Origin of the sequence: Paraburkholderia sp. BR14312 (assembly GCF_040948675.1) — a bacterium.
Lineage (GTDB): Bacteria > Pseudomonadota > Gammaproteobacteria > Burkholderiales > Burkholderiaceae > Paraburkholderia > Paraburkholderia nodosa_A.
Genome location: NZ_JBFPKI010000002.1, coordinates 186,799 through 204,234, shown reverse-complemented (window position 1 = coordinate 204,234; position 17,436 = coordinate 186,799). Strand labels below are relative to the sequence as shown.

Genomic DNA, 17,436 nt, shown 5'->3' with positions numbered 1-17,436 from the left:
CGGAATCGGGGCCCGGCGGCCAGTTGCCTTGCAGCGCTTACGGCAGGCGGGTGGTCTCGACCTGCTGCATCGGCGTGCTGTCGACCGGCGGCAGCGGCTTGCGCTCGCGCGGCGTGCGTGCGGGCTTGACCAGCTGCGCGGCGGCTTGCTGCGCAGCGCGCAGCTTGTCGGCGTCAGTATTGACCCAGACGAGACCCGCCGATTCCAGCATCGGGCGCAGCGTGTCTGCGGTGGGGGCAGCCGCGGGCGCCGCCGTTGCCACCGGGGCCGGATGCGAGGCAACCGGCTCGGTGATCGCGACGACCGCCGGAGCGGCGGCTACCGCTTCTTGTGCCGGCTCCGGTTGAGCGACGGGCGCTGCTGCCGCTGCCACGGGCTCTTCGGTCCGCGGTGCTTCGACGCGATCTTCGCGCACGACAGGCGGCGTTTCGGCCTGAACCGGCTCCACCGGGGCTGCCGGCGCGACCGGTTCGTCCGCTGCGGCAGGGGCCACAGGAGCGACAGGTGCCACAGCTTCTTCGGCCTTCGGCTCGACCGCGTGTGCGGTTTCGACGCTCACCGGTGCGGCTTCGGCGGGTGCCGGAGCCGGCTCGGCAGGAGCCGGAGCTTGCTCTGCAGCGGGCGCGACGGTTTCGACGGGCGCCGTCGTCACTGCAGCGGGAGGCACGTGCCCGGCTTCAGCGACGGCGGCTGCGGCCGGCAGTGCGGTCACGACAGGCTCGGCAGCCGCCTCGGTGCGCGCTTCTACGGCCGGTGCTTCATGCACTTGTGCGGCAATGGCAGGCTGCTCGAGCGCCGGTTGGGCGGGGGCGGCTTGCTCTTCGCCTTCCGGTGCATCTGCGCCCGGTGTCAGGCCGGCTGCATCCGTCTCGCGCTCGCGGCGACCACCGCGGCGGCCGCGGCGGCGGCGGCGGCGTTCTTCGCCTTCACGCGGTGCGCCATCTTCGTCGGCACTGGCGCTCACGCCTTCGAGCAGGTCTTCCGTCTGCGGCGCTTCGACGCCTTCGGCGCCTGCCGATGCGGCGTCAAGACGCGCTTCCTGGGCTTCAGCGGCCTCGGCTTGCTGACGGCGACGCGACTCACCGCGCTCGCCACGTTCACCACGCTCGCGGCGCTCGCCACGTGCGGCGCCGGCTTCTGCCGTTACATCGCTACGTTCCTGACCGCGCTCGACGCGTTCGATGCGCTGTTCGCGCTCGGTGCGCGCTTCGCGGGTTTCACGCGGTTCACGTTGCTCGCGCGGTTCGCGTTGTTCACGCGGCTCACGCGGCTCGCGGACACCACGGCCTTCGCGTGCTTCACGCGGCTCACGCTGTTCGCGCGGCTCGCGTTCCTCACGGCGGCCAGCCGGCTGGCCGGCACGTGCGCCGCCTGCGCTTTCGCCGCGGGCTGCCGCGTCGCGGCCGCCGGAGCGGCGATTGCGGTTGCGATCGCCGCCGGTCTTCTCACCGCGCTCGGTACGCGCTTCGCGGGTCGGACGGGCAGTCTTTTCGGGTTGAGCGACCGGTGCCGGCGCGGGCGCCGCAGCCGGTGCACCGCCAAAGAGACGCTTGACCCAGCCAAAGAAGCCGCCGCCCGCGGGCGTGACAGCCAGTTGTGCCGCGACGGGCGCGGTTTCGGCCGGCTTGACCGGCGCGCTCGGCGCCGGGCGCTCCGGCGTGATGCCCTTCACCGCCGCTTCCTGTTTCGGCTTGGCTTCGGCGGTACGCTTGCTGTAGCCGGTTTCCGACTCGAGTTCGCGAGCCGCTTCCTCGGCCATCTTCCACGAGGCGCGCGGGTCGTCGAGGCGCGCATCGTCGTGACGCAGGCGCTCGAGCTTGTAGTGCGGCGTTTCGAGGTGCTTGTTCGGGATCAGAACGACCGCAACCTTGAAGCGCGACTCGATCTTGTTGATCTCCGAGCGCTTTTCGTTGAGCAGGAAGGCGGTCACTTCGACCGGCACCTGGCAATGAATTGCCGCGGTGTTTTCCTTCATCGCCTCTTCCTGGATGATGCGCAGCACCTGCAGCGCCGACGATTCCGTATCGCGGATATGACCCGTGCCGTTACAGCGCGGGCAGGTCACGTGGCTGCCTTCCGAGAGGGCGGGGCGCAGGCGCTGGCGCGACAGCTCCATCAGGCCGAAGCGCGAGATCTTGCCCATCTGCACGCGGGCGCGGTCGTGGCGCAGCGCGTCTTTCAGGCGCTGCTCGACTTCGCGCTGGCTCTTGGCCGACTCCATGTCGATGAAGTCGATCACGATCAGGCCGCCCAGGTCGCGCAGACGCAGCTGGCGCGCCACTTCGTCGGCGGCTTCGAGGTTGGTGCGCGCGGCGGTTTCCTCGATGTCGGCGCCCTTGGTGGCGCGCGCCGAGTTCACGTCGATGGCGACCAGGGCTTCGGTGTGGTCGATCACGATCGCGCCGCCCGAGGGCAGCGGCACCGTGCGCGAATACGCCGTCTCGATCTGGTGCTCGATCTGGAAACGCGAGAAAAGCGGCACGTCGTCGTGATACCGCTTCACCTTATTGACATTGTCCGGCATCACGATATCCATGAAGGCGCGCGCCTGGTCATGGATCTCGGTGGTGTCGATGAGGATTTCGCCGATGTCGGGCTGGAAGTAGTCGCGGATCGCGCGAATGACGAGGCTCGATTCCAGGTAGATCAGCATGGGCTGACCGGACTGGCCGGCCTGCGACGCGGCTTCGATGGCGCGCCACAGTTGCAGCAGGTAGTTCAGGTCCCACTGGAGCTCTTCGGCGGAGCGGCCGATGCCGGCCGTACGCGCGATGATGCTCATGCCGTCCGGCAGTTGCAGCTGCGCCATGGTTTCGCGCAGTTCCTGACGGTCGTCGCCCTCGATGCGGCGCGAGACGCCGCCGCCGCGCGGGTTGTTCGGCATGAGCACGAGGTAGCGGCCGGCGAGCGAGATGAACGTGGTGAGGGCGGCGCCCTTGTTGCCGCGCTCTTCCTTCTCGACCTGGACGATCAGCTCCTGGCCTTCCTTGAGGGCGTCCTGAATGCGCGCGCCGCGCATGTCGATGCCTTCGCGGAAGTACTGGCGGGCGACTTCCTTGAACGGCAGGAAGCCGTGGCGGTCTTCGCCGTAGTTGACGAAACACGCCTCGAGCGAAGGCTCGATCCGGGTGACGATCCCCTTGTAGATGTTGCCTTTGCGCTGTTCGCGCCCGGCGGTTTCGATGTCGATGTCGATGAGCTTCTGTCCATCGACGATGGCGACACGCAGTTCTTCCTGCTGTGTCGCGTTGAACAGCATTCGTTTCATTGAACGACTCCAGTGCGTTCGCGCGCGAGCCGCACGGTGCGCGGCGGTGACGCCAGGCAGCACGGTGCGGGCAGCGGCGAGCCGCGCCTTATTGTGTTGTCACAAGCACGCTGGAGCGGGAACGATGGCGGGGAGAATTGCCTTTCCTGGGCGCCGGTCCGGCGTTGCGTTGCCGTGGACGGGGCCGCGTGGGCACATGCGAAATACGTCTTCAAGAAGAGAAGAGACATGCCGCGGGTTCGCGACGGCAACGTTTTCCTGCGCTTCCAATCCACCTGGCTGCCGTGACCATGAACGTGCCGATGGGTGTGCCCATCGCACTGGCCGTGACAGACGCCGGCCGCAGCGGCGAACCGCGCGCGCTTGCGACTGGATCAGGTTCGCGGCCTCAAGATTCAATCAGGGCCGCGCACGGGAAGCTATTCAGGAACGCCCGTCTTCCCCCTCGGGGTGTCTCGCCACTTTTGACGTCGCCGTGTCCCGCACATTGCCGGGACGCTTCGGGCGCTCGCCGTATTTTCGCCACCAGCGCCTCCTGCAGCGGTCACTTCGACCGCGCGGCGGGACGCGCCGGATAAATTCTTTATACCAATGTTCCGTTACCGTCGGAGCCGCTCCTGACCGAACGTGCCTGTGGGCGCCGTCCCTGCCGGAGTGGTGATCCGTGCGTGCAACTCGTTGCTTCTCATCAAACGGGGTGAGCAACCAGCCCCGGGCGCAAGTAAAATAACCGTTTATCGCTTGCAGCCTGCGCTCGCCGCGTGGTCCAAGTCCAGGATAACCCCCTTGGGGTGTCCATTGGGTGGTTCGCAGAACATTTGGCCATTTGGCCTGGGCCATTTGGCCTACCGTTGCGTCGGCGCTGGGCAAATTATATTCAGAATGAAAGGGTTAGGCAAAACATCCCAGAATCAGGTCGCAAGCGACCAGGTTTCGTTCGTCGAAATCGACGAGGGCGCGGCCGGTCAGCGCATCGACAATTTTCTCGTGCGCGTCTGCAAAGGCGTGCCGAAAAGCCACATCTATCGCATTTTGCGCAGCGGGGAAGTGCGCGTAAATAAGGGCCGGGTCGACGCGCAGTATCGGCTCGCGGAAGGAGACATCGTGCGCGTGCCGCCCATCCGCACGTCGCAGTCGAATGCGCCGGCCGGCGCCACGCCCGTGCCGGCGGCCCAGTTTCCCATCATCTACGAGGACGACGCGCTGCTCGTCATCGACAAGCCTGCCGGCGTGGCCGTGCACGGCGGCAGCGGGGTGGCGTTCGGCGTGATCGAGCAGTTGCGCGCGGCGCGAACGCAGGGCAAGTTCCTCGAACTGGTCCACCGGCTCGACCGCGAAACGTCGGGCGTGCTGATGCTCGCCAAGAAGCGCGCCGCACTCGTGGGCCTGCATGCGCAGATGCGCGATAACCAGACCGACAAGCGCTATTACGCCTGCGTCCACGGCGAATGGGCGAGCGACTGGGGCCGTCGGCGCGCTGTGAAGGAGCCGCTTCACAAATATCTGACCCCGGAAGGCGAGCGTCGTGTGCGCGTGCAGCCGGACGGCATGCCCTCGCATACGGTGTTCAATCTCGTCGAGCGCTGGCCGGGCTACGCGCTGCTCGAAGCCGAACTGAAGACGGGCCGCACGCACCAGATCCGCGTGCACCTCGCTCACCTCGGCCTGCCGATCGTCGGCGACGCCAAGTACGGCGACTTCGCGCTCAACAAGGATCTCGCGCGCACGGGCGCGCGGCCGGGCATCAAGCGGATGTTCCTGCATGCGCACCGGTTGAAGCTCGCTCACCCGATCACGGGCGTCCCGTTGCAGTTCGAGGCGCCGCTGCCGGCGGATTGCCGCGGCTTCGTCGACGCGCTGCGCGCGCAGCGCGAGCAAGGCGCGGCAACCGACGCGGCCCGACCTGACGCGGCCCAACCTGACGCGGCCCGTCCCGAATGACACCGAATCTGACAGCGTTTGGAGAAGTCCTGCATGGCTCGAGAGTTATTTGACCTGATTGTGTTCGACTGGGACGGCACCCTGATGGACTCGACCGCCCATATCACGCGCAGCATCCAGGCGGCGTGCCGCGACCTCGGCTTGCCCGTGCCCGGCGACGAGGCGGCGAGCTACGTGATCGGCCTCGGCCTGCGCGAGGCGCTGCAGATCGCCGCGCCCACGCTCGATCCGGCCGACTACCCGCGGCTCGTCGAGCGCTATCGCATCCATTATTTGCTGAAGGACCAGCAGACCGAGCTGTTCGCAGGCGTGCGCGAGATGCTCGCGGAACTGCGCGACACCGGCTACCTGCTCGCCGTGGCGACGGGCAAGAGCCGCGTGGGGCTGAACCGCGCGCTGGCGGATTCGCGGCTCACGAGCCTCTTCGACGGCACCCGCTGCGCCGATGAAACCTTCTCGAAGCCGCATCCGGCCATGCTTCAGGAGCTCACGCGCGAACTGGGGCAGGATCTGGGTCGCACGGTGATGATCGGCGACACGACCCACGATCTGCAGATGGCGATCAACGCGGGCGCGGCTGCCATTGGCGTGGCGTATGGCGCGCACGCATCCGGCGCACTCGAAAAGCTCGAGCCGCGCTTTGTCGCGCCCGACGTAGCTGCGCTCGCGGGCTGGCTGCGGGAGAACGCATGAGCGCGGCGCCCGAGACAGCGGCGCTCGAGCCGGTGCGCGTCTGCGCGTCCGACGAACTCACCGAGGGCGGCGAGGGTCGGCGCATGAATGCGACCTACGCGGGAGGCGACGCGGTGGTGTTCTTCGTGCGCTATGGCGGAGAGGCGTACGGCTACCTGAACCGCTGCGCGCACGTGCCGATGGAACTCGACTGGGTCGAGGGCCAGTTCTTCGAGTCCTCGGGGCTCTATCTGATATGCGCCACGCACGGCGCGATCTACCAGCCCGACACGGGCAAGTGCGTGGGCGGCCCATGCCGCGGCGGGCGTTTGCGCCCCGTGCAAGTCGAGGAACGCGACACGCCGGAGGGGCGTGCGGTATTCTGGCTGCCGGACGACGCTTTGCGTCCGACCCCAACCTGATTCCCGACTTTCGACCCTTTCGACCGTAACCCGCTCGCATGTCCGACAATCCGACCCCTGATTCGAACGAAGCGCCACGCGCGGCTTCGTCAGACCGCGGCGCGCCCGCGCCTGGCTGGGAGCGCGAGGCGCTCGAACGTATCGCGCTCGCGGCCATCACCGAGCAGCGTGCGGCGCGGCGCTGGCGTATTTTCTTTCGCTTCGCGTTTCTCGCCGTGTTCGTGGTGATCGCGTGGGCGATCCTCGATCTGTCGGGCGCGCGCGTGGAGAGTGAAGGGCGCCACACGGCGCTCGTTTCGCTCGACGGCGAAATCGGCTCCGACACCCCGGCGAACGCGGAGGACATCATCAGCGCGCTCGACAGCGCCTTCGACGACGACGGCACCGCGGGCGTCATCCTGCATATCGACAGCCCCGGCGGCAGCCCGGTGCAGGCCGGCATCATCAACGACGAGATCCACCGTCTGCGCATCAAGTATCCGGCCATCCCGCTGTATGTGGTGGTGGGCGACATGTGCGCTTCGGGCGGATATTACGTTGCGGCCGCCGCCGACAAGATTTACGTCAACAAGGCGAGCATCGTGGGCTCGATCGGCGTGCTGATGGACGGATTCGGCTTTACCGGCCTCATGGACAAGCTCGGCGTCCAGCGGCGCCTGCGTACCTCGGGAGAAAACAAGGGCTTCTTCGATCCGTTCTCGCCCGACACGCCGAAAATGGACGCGCATGCCCAGGAGATGCTCGACCAGATCCACCAGCAGTTCATCGACGCCGTGAAGGCCGGCCGCGGCAAGCGTCTGAAGGACTCGCCGGATATCTTCTCGGGCCTGTTCTGGACCGGGCAGAAGAGCGTGGATCTCGGTCTGGCTGACGGCTACGGCGACACCGATTACGTGGCGCGCGAGGTCATCAAGGCGCCGGACGTCGTCGATTACACGGTCAAGCAGAGCCTCACCGATCGCGTGGCGAAGCGCGTGGGCGCGAACATCGGCTCGGCGGCTGTGCATTCGCTGCTGATGGGCGGCAAGCTGTCGGTGCACTGAGCACTGGCTGGGCGTTAGCCACCGGTCGTCCTCGAGAAAAATCGGCCGCTGCGCGAGGGTTGCGCAGCGGCCGATTCGTTTTTGCGCGCCGAAGGGTTCAGTGCGCGAGCAGCAGGAAGATCGCCGGCCGCTTGTGCAATTCGGGCGCGGGCTTCTTTTTCCAGTCGGACACGGCGCGGCTTACGATCGTCTCCGTGGGCAGCGTGAGATCGGCGGCGACGCACACGAGCGTGGAGGGCGCACAGGTCGCGAGCAGCGCGTCGAGCAGCGTGCGGTTGCGGTAGGGCGTCTCGATGAAGATCTGCGTCTGCTTGCCCTTGCGCGAGATCTGCTCGAGATCGCGCAGCTTTTTCACGCGCTCGTTCGCGTCGACGGGCAGGTATCCGTGAAACGCGAAGCTCTGGCCGTTCAGGCCCGACGCCATCAACGCGAGCAGAATCGAACTCGGACCCACGAGCGGCACGACCTTGATGCCGCGCTCGTGCGCGCGCCGCACGAGCAGCGCGCCCGGATCGGCGACTGCGGGCACGCCCGCCTCGGAAACGAGCCCCGTGTCGATGCCCGCGAGCAGCGGGGCGAGCAGCTTTTCGACCTCGCCGGCGGGCGTGTTGACATTGAGTTCGCGGATCTCGATTTCCTGGATCGGCCGCGTCGTGCCCACGCGCTTGAGGAAGGCGCGCGTGGTCTTCGCGTTTTCGCCGATGTAGCTGGCGAGTGCACCCGCGCGTTCGCGCACGGGCGTCGGCAGGACGGCATTGAGCGCGTCGTCGTCGCCTTCGCCGAGCGTGTTGGGAATCAGATAGAGGGTGCCGAGGCTCATGCTTGCGTCTCCAGCAACGGGTATCCCGCGGCAAGCAGCATGCGCGTGAGCGCGATGAGCGGCAGGCCAATCAGGGCGGTGGGGTCGTCAGATTCGATCGCTTCGAGCAGCGTGATGCCAAGCCCTTCCGCTTTCGCGCTGCCCGCGCAGTCGTAAGGCGTTTCGGCGCGCAGGTAGGCGTCGAGCGCGGCGTCGGGCAGGTCGCGAAAGCGCACCTTCGTGACGACATCGACGGTATCCGTTTGGCCAGTCGCGGTGTCGAGCACGCTCAGGGCACTATGGAACAACACTTCGCGGCCGCGCATGGCCAGCAACTGCTCGAGCGCGCGCTCGTGCGTGCCGGGCTTGCCGATCTGGCGGCCATCGAAGGTGGCGACCTGGTCGGAGCCGATCACCAGCGTTCGCGTCGCGCCGGCGGGCAGCGCGGCGGCCACGGCGCGGGCCTTCGCGGCAGCCAGGCGCAGCGCCGTCGCTTCGGGCGTTTCGCCGGGCTGCGGCGTTTCGTCGACGGCGGGCACGGCCGTGTCGAAGGGAATGCGCAGGCGCTCGAGCAACTCGCGCCGGTAGCGCGAGCTGGAGGCGAGGATGAGGGCGGGGCGGCCCGTGCGCGGGGCCTGCGAGGGAGAATCCTGCATGTTCGATCTGAGTATCGGAGTATGGAAGAGCGGCTGCGAATGTGGCTGCGTTTGCGACTGGAGAAAAGGCGGCTGTGGTTTGGCGATTTTCGGGCGGATTTCGCCGTGAAAACGGGGGCGGATATCCCGCAAAACGTCGTCAGAGGCTCCCGAAAACCGCGCTTGCACAGACACTTGCGTACGCGAGCTTAAGTGTTTGACTCACAAAGATAAAGGCGATATGATTTTGGGCTTTTCATCGGTACGCTCTCGTCGCACGTCTTGTGCGGGCGCCTGAATTTCGCGGCGTCACGGCTCGAATGACCTTGCCGGCAGTAGCGTGTCGATGGCGAATGTTGGCAAGCGCAGGTCGATAGCGACCCGTGCGGGCCGGCCAGGCTGGATTGCTGCGGGCCGCTGGCGGCTTTCGCGCATCGCTCGCCGCGCCCTAAGCCTTGAAGCAGGAGAGCGCACATGACCGAACACACTGGCAAGCCTGCTGGCGCCGAATTGAATCCGCGCGACTTCGATATCTTCGAATTCGCGCGCAGCGAGCGCGAAGCGGCAGGCGTCGTGCGCGTCTCGCAACTGCCGCGCATGTTAAACGAAGTCCCGGCCGACGCGCCAGATCGCGACACCGCGTTCACCTGGCAGGCTGCGGGCTTTACCCAGCAGGAATTGCAGGACGACGGCACCGAAGGGTCGCAGCCATACCTGCGGCTGGCTGTTCACGGTGGCGCGTGGCTCACGTGCCAGCGGTGCCTCGCTCCCTACGAGCAGGCATTCAATGCGGATGCGACCTTCCGTATCGTCCAGACGGAAGAAGAGGCGGACGAGTTTCCGCTCGACGACGATGAAGTCGAAGTGATCGTGGGCTCGCGCCATTTCGATCTCGTCGACTTGATCGAAGAGGAGCTGTTGCTCGCGCTGCCGCTGGTGCCGAAGCACGAAGTCTGTCCGGAAATTCACGAAAGCCTCGCCTCGGGTCCCGACGGCGCGGAAGGCGTGGATTCCGTAGACGACGTGCCGGAGCAGGAAATCGAGCCGGAAGAGCGCGTCAACCCGTTTGCGGCGCTCGAATCGCTCAAGAAGGACGGTCCTGGCAGCAAGCACTGAGGGAAGCCTTGGGCGGCTGTGCGGGGCAGGCAGTACCAGACGCGTGGGCCTGAGCCCGGAGTCCGGCCATCCCCCAAGGGTGGCGGCGGCCGGATCGGGCTGTGTTAGAATTCGGAAAATTTTCAGGAGTTATCATGGCAGTTCAACAAAACAAGAAGTCGCCGTCGAAGCGCGGTATGCACCGCTCGCACGATTTCCTCACGGGCGCGCCGCTGGCCGTCGAGCCGAGCACGGGTGAAGTGCATCTGCGTCACCACATCAGCCCGAACGGCTACTACCGCGGCAAGAAAGTCGTCAAGACCAAGAACGACTAATCGTTTCAGCGTGCGGCGCAGTGTTTGACATCTGGCGCCGCATCTGACGATTCCGTTCGCTTGACCATATTTCGGCTCGGCAAAAAGGCGGCATTCAACTGCCGCTTTTTTATGCCTGAAATCCGTCGCATTCCATGACTGTTACGCTCACGATAGATTGCATGGGAGGCGACCACGGCCCGTCTGTGACGGTGCCTGCCGCAGTCCATTTCGTCCGCTCGCACCCCGACGCGCATCTCATGCTCGTGGGCGTCGAGTCGGCGGTTCGCGCCCAGTTGAAGAAGCTGAAGGCGTCGGACCATCCCGCGCTTACCGTCGTGCCCGCCACCGAGGTCGTCGAAATGGACGATCCGGTTGAAGTCGCCCTGCGCAAGAAAAAAGATTCGTCGATGCGCGTCGCGCTCAATCGCGTGAAAGAGGGCGAGGCGCAAGCCTGCATCTCGGCCGGCAATACCGGTGCGCTAATGGCCGTCTCGCGCTACGTGCTCAAGACGTTGCCCGGCATCGAACGCCCGGCCATCGCCTTCGCGCTGCCGAACCCGCGCGGCTATACGACGATGCTAGACCTCGGCGCGAACGTCGACTGCGAACCGCAGCACCTGCTGCAGTTCGCGGAGATGGGCCACGCGCTCGTCGCGGCGCTCGAGGGCAAGGATCGCCCAACCATCGGGCTCCTCAATATCGGCGAAGAAGTCATCAAAGGCAACGACACCATCAAGCGCGCGGGCGAGCTCCTGCGCGCGAGCACGCTGAACTTCCGCGGCAACGTCGAAGGCAACGACATTTACAAGGGCACCGTCGACGTCATCGTCTGTGACGGTTTCGTTGGGAATGTCGCGCTCAAGACGTCGGAGGGCCTCGCGCAGATGCTCAACGACATGATCAAGGAAGAGTTCGGCCGCTCGTGGCTCACGAAGCTCATGGCGATTGCCGCACTGCCCGTGCTCATGCGCTTCAAGAAGCGTGTCGACCATCGCCAGTACAACGGCGCGGCGCTGCTCGGCCTGAAGAGCCTCGTCATCAAGAGCCACGGCTCGGCCGATGCCTACGCGTTTGAGTGTGCGATCAATCGCGGGTATGATGCCGTCAAAAATGGCGTGCTGGAGCGCCTCGCGCACGCCATGGAAGAAAACGCCGGTTCGCTCGAACAGGCGGCAGACGAGCCCGGCGGCGCCCAGAACGTGCAAGCCGCGCAGGCGGGGCAGGCTACCAGTGCGCCCAGCCAGGCAGCGGGCGAGGTACCGCCCGGCGCCGCATCATCCTCGAAGGCATAATGGCTCAATCGACTCTCTATTCCCGCGTGATCGGCACGGGCAGCTACCTTCCGCCTGATCGCGTCACCAACCAGGAACTGGCCGAACGGCTCGCCGCAAAAGGCGTCGAAACGAGCGACGAGTGGATCGTGGCCCGCACGGGCATTCACGCGCGCCACTTCGCCGCGCCCGACGTCACGACGAGCGATCTCGCGCTTGCGGCATCGCAGCGCGCGATCGCGGCAGCCGACGTCGATCCGCAGTCGATCGACCTCATCATCGTCGCCACTTCCACGCCCGATTTCGTCTTTCCGAGCACGGCCTGCCTCTTGCAGAACAAGCTCGGCATCCGCAATCACGGCGCGGCGTTCGACGTGCAGGCCGTGTGCTCGGGCTTCGCGTACGCCGTTTCGGTAGCCGACAGCCTGATCCGCAGCGGCCAGCATCGCACGGCGCTCGTGGTCGGCGCGGAGACCTTCTCGCGAATTCTCGATTTCAACGATCGCACCACCTGTGTGCTGTTCGGCGACGGCGCAGGCGCGATCATCCTGCAGGCGTCGAGCGAACCGGGCGTGCTTTCGAGCGCGCTGCACGCCGATGGCAGCTACGCGCACATCTTGTGTACGCCGGGCAACGTGCACGGCGGTGTGATCGCGGGCAACGCGTTCCTGCACATGGACGGCCAGGCCGTGTTCAAGCTGGCCGTGAACGTGCTCGAAAAGGTCGCGATCGAGGCGCTCGACAAGGCGCAGCTAAGCGCTGACCAGGTCGACTGGCTGATCCCGCACCAGGCCAACATCCGCATCATGCAGGGCACTTGCCGCAAGCTCGGCCTGCCCGCGGAGCGCATGGTGGTGACGGTGGGCGAACATGGCAACACCTCGGCGGCCTCGATTCCGCTCGCTTTCGACGTCGCGGTGCGCGACGGCCGCATCAAGCGCGGCCACAACGTGCTGATCGAAGGCGTCGGCGGCGGCTTCACCTGGGGCGCCTCCGTCATCCGCTTCTAAGCATCCTGAGCGGGCTTTCGCGCTCCCGCAGCGGTCCTGGCGCACGACATGCATGTCGCGCGCAGCCGGCGGCGGTTCATCCGAGCACATTGCCCACCCGTATTGATCGAATTTGGGGACGTTATGAAATTCGCGTTCGTTTTTCCCGGACAAGGCTCGCAGGCCGTCGGCATGCTCGACGCCTTCGCCGATAACGCCATCGTGCGCGAGACGCTGCAAGAAGCGTCCGACGCGCTGGGCCAGGACCTCGGCAAGCTGATCGCCGAAGGTCCCGCCGAAGAACTCAATCTCACCACCAACACGCAGCCGGTCATGCTCACCGCCGCCTACGCCGTCTATCGCGCGTGGCAGCAGGCGGGCGGCCCTCTGCCTGCCATCGTCGCGGGCCACAGCCTCGGCGAATACACGGCGCTCGTCGCCGCCGGCGTCCTCGCGTTCCGCGACGCCGTGCCGCTCGTGCGCTTTCGCGCGCAGGCGATGCAAAGCGCGGTGCCGGTGGGCGAGGGCGGCATGGCCGCCGTGCTCGGTCTCGACGACGACACCGTGCGCGCAGTCTGCACGGAAGCCGCTGCTGCGAGCGGCGGCGTGGTCGAAGCCGTGAACTTCAACGCGCCGGCGCAAGTCGTGATCGCGGGCCACAAGGGCGCGGTCGAGAAGGCCTGCGAGATCGCCAAGGCGAAGGGCGCCAAGCGCGCGCTGCCGCTGCCGGTTTCGGCGCCGTTCCACTCGTCGCTGCTCAAGCCTGCCTCGGATCAGCTGCGCGACTATCTCGCGAACGTGACGCTGAACGCGCCGCAGATCCCCGTGGTGAACAACGTCGACGTGGCATTCGAAACCGACCCCGCGAAAATTCGCGACGCGCTCGTGCGCCAGGCCGCGGGCGCCGTGCGCTGGGTCGAATGTGTGCAGGCCATTGCGGCGCAAGGCGCGACGCACGTGGTCGAATGCGGTCCGGGCAAGGTGCTTGCGGGCCTCACCAGGCGTATCGACGGCAACCTGGTCGGCGCCTCGGTGCTCGATCCGAAGTCGCTCGACGAAGCGCTCGCGCTTCTGAAGGCCTGAGCGCCTACGCCACCACCGCTAACGGATTCAAACGATGGAAAAGACTCTCGACAATCAAGCCGCGATCGTGACCGGGGCCACCCGCGGCATCGGCCGCGCGATCGCGCTGGAACTGGCGCGCCAGGGCGCGACGGTGATCGGTACGGCAACGAGCGAAGCCGGCGCGCAGGCCATCTCGGCCGCTTTCGAAGCAGCGGGCCTGAAGGGCCGCGGCGCGGTGCTCAACGTGAACGACGCCGCTGCGGCGGAGGCGCTGATCGACGCAACGGTCAAGGAATTCGGCGGTCTTGCGATCCTCGTCAATAATGCGGGCATCACGCAGGACAACCTGGCGATGCGCATGAAGGACGACGAGTGGGACTCGGTCATCGACACCAACCTGAAGTCGGTGTTCCGCCTCTCGCGCGCCGTGCTGCGCCCGATGATGAAGGCGAAGGGCGGCCGCATCATCAATATCACCTCGGTGGTGGGCTCGTCGGGCAACCCGGGTCAGGCTAACTACGCCGCCGCCAAGGCCGGCGTGGCGGGCATGACGCGCGCGCTCGCACGCGAGATCGGCAGCCGCGGCATCACCGTGAACTGCGTCGCGCCCGGTTTCATCGACACCGACATGACGAAGGACTTGCCGGCGGAGCAGCAAGCCGCGCTCAAGCAGCAGATTCCGTTGGGCCGTCTCGGCAGCCCGGACGACATCGCGCATGCGGTCGCGTTCCTCGCGTCGCCGCAGGCAGCCTACATCACGGGCACGACGTTGCACGTGAACGGCGGCATGTATATGTCTTAACCGGATTCAGGTACTATCCGCGCCTTGATGCGCTTGATGCAAAACATTGCGCAAGCGCCGTCGCGGATAGCCTTCCGGAACCTTGAGCGCCGCTTTTCAGCCAGGTCAAACCTGATAAAATGCGCGCACTCGCATTCATGAGCTAACTTTTTTCCCTTGGAGGGGTAATGGACAACATCGAACAGCGCGTCAAGAAGATCGTCGCCGAGCAACTGGGCGTCGCCGAAGCTGAAATCAAGAACGAAGCTTCGTTCGTGAACGATCTGGGCGCCGACTCGCTCGACACCGTCGAACTGGTCATGGCTCTCGAAGACGAGTTCGGCATGGAAATCCCGGACGAGGAAGCCGAGAAGATCACGACGGTTCAGCAAGCGATCGACTACGCTCGCGCGAACGTCAAGGCTTAAGCGCCAGATTCCCGCCTGGGCCGCGCAACGCAGTGCGCTGGCGGCCCGCGAGGACGCTCGCCCGTGAAACCGCATACGCCTGCCGCACTCGCTGCGGGGCATCTGCCGGTCAACTAGCCACAGGGCTCACAGGAGCATTTCCTGTGGCCTCTGTGGCTTTTGTTTTTGTCATCTATGGATAAGGGGTTACCGTGAGCCGTCGTCGAGTTGTTGTTACAGGCCTGGGGCTGATTTCGCCTGTTGGCAATAATGTTGCCGACGGCTGGGCCAATCTGGTCGCCGGGAAGTCCGGCATCGCCAACATCACGAAGTTCGACGCTACGAACTTCTCGACCCGCTTTGCCGGCGAAGTGAAGGGCTTCAACGTCGAAGACTACATGCCGGCGAAAGAAGCGCGCCATATGGACACGTTCATCCATTACGGCATCGCGGCGGGCATGCAGGCGATCCAGGACAGCGGTCTCGAAGTCACCGAAGCGAACGCTGAGCGGATCGGCGTGAACGTCGGCTCGGGCATCGGCGGTCTGCCGATGATCGAAGTCACGCAAACCGAACTGCTCAACCGCGGCCCGCGCCGCATCTCGCCGTTCTTCGTGCCCGCCTCGATCATCAACATGATCTCGGGCCATCTGTCGATCAAGTACGGCCTCAAGGGTCCGAATCTGGCGATGGTCACGGCATGTACGACCGGCCTGCACTGCATCGGCGAAGCGTCGCGTCTGATCGAATACGGCGACTGCGACGTGATGATCGCGGGCGGTGCGGAAGCGACCGTGTCGCCGCTCGGCATCGGCGGCTTCGCGGCGGCGCGCGCGCTCTCGCAGCGCAACGACGATCCGGCGACGGCCAGCCGTCCGTGGGACAAGGACCGTGACGGCTTCGTGCTCGGCGAAGGCGCGGGCGTGATGGTGCTCGAAGAGTACGAACACGCGAAGGCGCGCGGCGCGAAGATCTACGCGGAAATCAGCGGCTACGGCATGAGCGGTGATGCGTATCACATGACCGCTCCGCCGGAAGATGGCGACGGCGCACGCCGCTGCATGATCGCCGCGCTGAAGAACGCGGGCGTCAACGCCAACGAAGTGAACTGGCTCAGCGCACACGGCACGTCGACGCCGCTCGGCGACCTCGCGGAAACCCTCGCGATCAAGCGCGCGTTCGGTGACCACGCGAAGGACATCGTCGTGAACTCTACCAAGTCGATGACGGGCCACCTGCTGGGTGGCTCGGGCGGCCTGGAATCGGTGTTTACGGTGCTCGCGGTGCATAACCAGGTGTCGCCGCCGACGATCAACATCTTCAACCAGGATCCGGCATGCGACCTGGACTACTGCGCGAACACCGCGCGGGACATGAAGATCGACGTCGCGCTGAAGAACTCGTTCGGGTTCGGCGGCACGAACGGCACGCTCGTCTTCAAGCGCCACGCTTGATCCCGCACGACGAGACAGCGGCCGTGCCGAATGCTTCGGCCGGCCGCGTCCCTCCTGCTTTCCCCTCGCGGCGCGCGGGCGCGCCGCTTCTTTCCCTGCGTCCATCGCTTGCGCTGCAATTGCTCGTTGCCGCGGGTCTGGGCGTGGCCGCGGCCGCCGTCTGCACGGCGCTCGCACCCTGGCTCGGCGTCTGGCAAGCGTTGCCGGTCACGCTGGCGTTCCTCGCGACCGGCGGGCTCGCGGCTGCGGCGTGGCGCCGCAAGCAACCGGCCTTCCTCGAAATCGGGTCGGATTTTCTCGCGGCCTGGTCGTGCGATGGCGCCTGCCTCGCGGCCGGGCGGCTTGCCGGCGCGTCGCAATGGGGCGCGTGGCTGCTCGCGCTCGTCGTGGAGCAGGGTGCACGCCGCACGACGATTCTCGTCGCCGCCGACGCCGTTCCCGCAGAAACCTTCCGCACACTCGCCGTGCGCGCGCGCAGCGCGGCCGGTCGCTGAGCCTCCTTTCGCTGTAAAGCTTGTAACCGCTGTTACTCGCGCAACGTGAGACCGTGGCGAGGACGCTACAATGGTGCCCCCACGTCTACTTCATGTGCTAACGGATTTTTCAGGTGAGCGAAAAAGAAATTGATCAGGTTCTGGTCGAGCGCGTGCAAAAAGGCGACAAGGCCGCGTTCGAGCTCCTGGTCTCGAAATACCACCGCAAGATCATCCGGCTGATCTCGCGCCTCGTGCGGGACCCCGCCGAGGTCGAGGACGTGGCCCAGGACGCCTTTATCAAGGCTTACCGTGCACTACCGCAATTTCGTGGCGAATCGGCTTTCTATACGTGGTTGTACCGAATTGCTGTCAATACGGCAAAGAACTACCTTGCGACGCAGGGAAGACGCGCGCCGACTTCTACCGAGGCAGATGCTGAAGAAGCGGAAACTTTCTCGGACGCCGATCAACTAAGGGATATCAATACGCCCGAGTCGATGTTGATGAGCAAGCAGATCGCACAGACGGTCAATGCTGCGATGGCGGTTTTACCGGAAGAGCTGCGCACCGCCATTACGCTTCGGGAAATAGAAGGCCTAAGCTACGAAGAAATCGCCGAGATGATGGGGTGCCCGATCGGGACCGTCAGATCGAGAATTTTCCGCGCTCGGGAAGCCATTGCGGCAAAATTGCGTCCGCTGCTGGACACTCCGGAAGGCAAGCGCTGGTAAGAAGAAGAACCAGCTTCGCCCCGGGCGGCGACGCGATTCACCAGAATGAGTTGGTGTCACAGGGACGTCT

17 protein-coding genes are annotated in these 17,436 nt (G+C 65.8%); 14 read left to right on the top strand and 3 right to left on the bottom strand.

What is annotated here, in order from left to right:
* Positions 1-37: 37 nt before the first annotated feature.
* A complete protein-coding gene (locus tag AB3X98_RS06720; RefSeq protein ID WP_368605497.1) occupies positions 38-3,268 on the bottom strand; it encodes an Rne/Rng family ribonuclease in 3,231 nt (1,076 codons plus the stop codon).
* Between the two features lie 882 nt (positions 3,269-4,150).
* Here AB3X98_RS06720 and AB3X98_RS06715 point away from each other — a divergent pair.
* The 4 genes from AB3X98_RS06715 to AB3X98_RS06700 are packed head-to-tail and all read left to right on the top strand — an operon-like array spanning position 4,151 to position 7,346.
* The gene (locus AB3X98_RS06715) at positions 4,151-5,209 is read left to right on the top strand and encodes an RluA family pseudouridine synthase (protein WP_368605496.1); all 1,059 of its coding nucleotides are present in this window, start codon (positions 4,151-4,153) and stop codon (positions 5,207-5,209) included.
* Between the two features lie 33 nt (positions 5,210-5,242).
* The gene (locus AB3X98_RS06710) at positions 5,243-5,902 is read left to right on the top strand and encodes an HAD-IIIA family hydrolase (protein WP_069262580.1); all 660 of its coding nucleotides are present in this window, start codon (positions 5,243-5,245) and stop codon (positions 5,900-5,902) included.
* The gene (locus tag AB3X98_RS06705) at positions 5,899-6,303 is read left to right on the top strand and encodes a Rieske (2Fe-2S) protein (protein WP_368605495.1); all 405 of its coding nucleotides are present in this window, start codon (positions 5,899-5,901) and stop codon (positions 6,301-6,303) included. The genes AB3X98_RS06710 and AB3X98_RS06705 overlap by 4 nt, the downstream gene beginning before the upstream one ends.
* A 38-nt stretch (positions 6,304-6,341) precedes the next feature.
* Positions 6,342-7,346, top strand: a complete 1,005-nt coding sequence (locus tag AB3X98_RS06700; protein ID WP_368605494.1) for a S49 family peptidase — start codon at positions 6,342-6,344, stop codon at positions 7,344-7,346.
* Positions 7,347-7,443: 97 nt separating this feature from the next.
* On the opposite strand, the gene AB3X98_RS06695 is transcribed toward AB3X98_RS06700, so the two are convergent.
* Positions 7,444-8,166, bottom strand: coding sequence for an SAM-dependent methyltransferase (locus AB3X98_RS06695; RefSeq protein ID WP_069262577.1), 723 nt, complete (start codon positions 8,164-8,166; stop codon positions 7,444-7,446).
* Positions 8,163-8,801: a Maf-like protein gene (locus AB3X98_RS06690; RefSeq protein ID WP_368604843.1), complete on the bottom strand. Its 639-nt coding sequence runs from the start codon at positions 8,799-8,801 to the stop codon at positions 8,163-8,165. Before AB3X98_RS06690 ends, AB3X98_RS06695 begins: the two co-directional genes overlap by 4 nt.
* Before the next feature lie 453 nt (positions 8,802-9,254).
* Between AB3X98_RS06690 and AB3X98_RS06685 the strand changes: the two genes are divergently transcribed.
* From AB3X98_RS06685 to rpoE, 10 genes are all read left to right on the top strand, one after another.
* A complete protein-coding gene (locus AB3X98_RS06685) occupies positions 9,255-9,896 on the top strand; it encodes a DUF177 domain-containing protein (RefSeq protein ID WP_368604844.1) in 642 nt (213 codons plus the stop codon).
* A 134-nt stretch (positions 9,897-10,030) separates the two neighbouring features.
* Complete coding sequence (gene rpmF, locus AB3X98_RS06680; protein WP_018441573.1) at positions 10,031-10,210, top strand: 50S ribosomal protein L32; 180 nt, start codon at positions 10,031-10,033, stop codon at positions 10,208-10,210.
* Positions 10,211-10,344: 134 nt separating this feature from the next.
* Positions 10,345-11,484 carry a phosphate acyltransferase PlsX gene (plsX, locus tag AB3X98_RS06675; protein ID WP_069262574.1) on the top strand — a complete coding sequence of 380 codons (1,140 nt, stop codon included), beginning with the start codon at positions 10,345-10,347 and terminating at the stop codon, positions 11,482-11,484.
* On the top strand, positions 11,484-12,473 hold the full coding sequence (locus tag AB3X98_RS06670) for a beta-ketoacyl-ACP synthase III (RefSeq protein ID WP_368604845.1): 990 nt from the start codon (positions 11,484-11,486) through the stop codon (positions 12,471-12,473). The genes plsX and AB3X98_RS06670 overlap by 1 nt, the downstream gene beginning before the upstream one ends.
* A gap of 123 nt (positions 12,474-12,596) precedes the next feature.
* Positions 12,597-13,535, top strand: a complete 939-nt coding sequence (gene fabD / locus AB3X98_RS06665) for an ACP S-malonyltransferase (RefSeq protein WP_069262572.1) — start codon at positions 12,597-12,599, stop codon at positions 13,533-13,535.
* Between the two features lie 34 nt (positions 13,536-13,569).
* Entirely contained in the window at positions 13,570-14,319 is a 750-nt protein-coding gene (fabG, locus tag AB3X98_RS06660; protein WP_368604846.1) for a 3-oxoacyl-ACP reductase FabG, read from the top strand.
* A gap of 167 nt (positions 14,320-14,486) precedes the next feature.
* Positions 14,487-14,726, top strand: a complete 240-nt coding sequence (gene acpP, locus AB3X98_RS06655) for an acyl carrier protein (protein ID WP_004197638.1) — start codon at positions 14,487-14,489, stop codon at positions 14,724-14,726.
* A gap of 191 nt (positions 14,727-14,917) precedes the next feature.
* Entirely contained in the window at positions 14,918-16,159 is a 1,242-nt protein-coding gene (fabF, locus tag AB3X98_RS06650; protein ID WP_069262570.1) for a beta-ketoacyl-ACP synthase II, read from the top strand.
* A 23-nt stretch (positions 16,160-16,182) separates the two neighbouring features.
* A complete protein-coding gene (locus AB3X98_RS06645) occupies positions 16,183-16,653 on the top strand; it encodes a protein YgfX (protein WP_368604847.1) in 471 nt (156 codons plus the stop codon).
* A 113-nt stretch (positions 16,654-16,766) separates the two neighbouring features.
* Complete coding sequence (rpoE, locus tag AB3X98_RS06640; RefSeq protein WP_027795258.1) at positions 16,767-17,366, top strand: RNA polymerase sigma factor RpoE; 600 nt, start codon at positions 16,767-16,769, stop codon at positions 17,364-17,366.
* Positions 17,367-17,436: the final 70 nt, after the last annotated feature.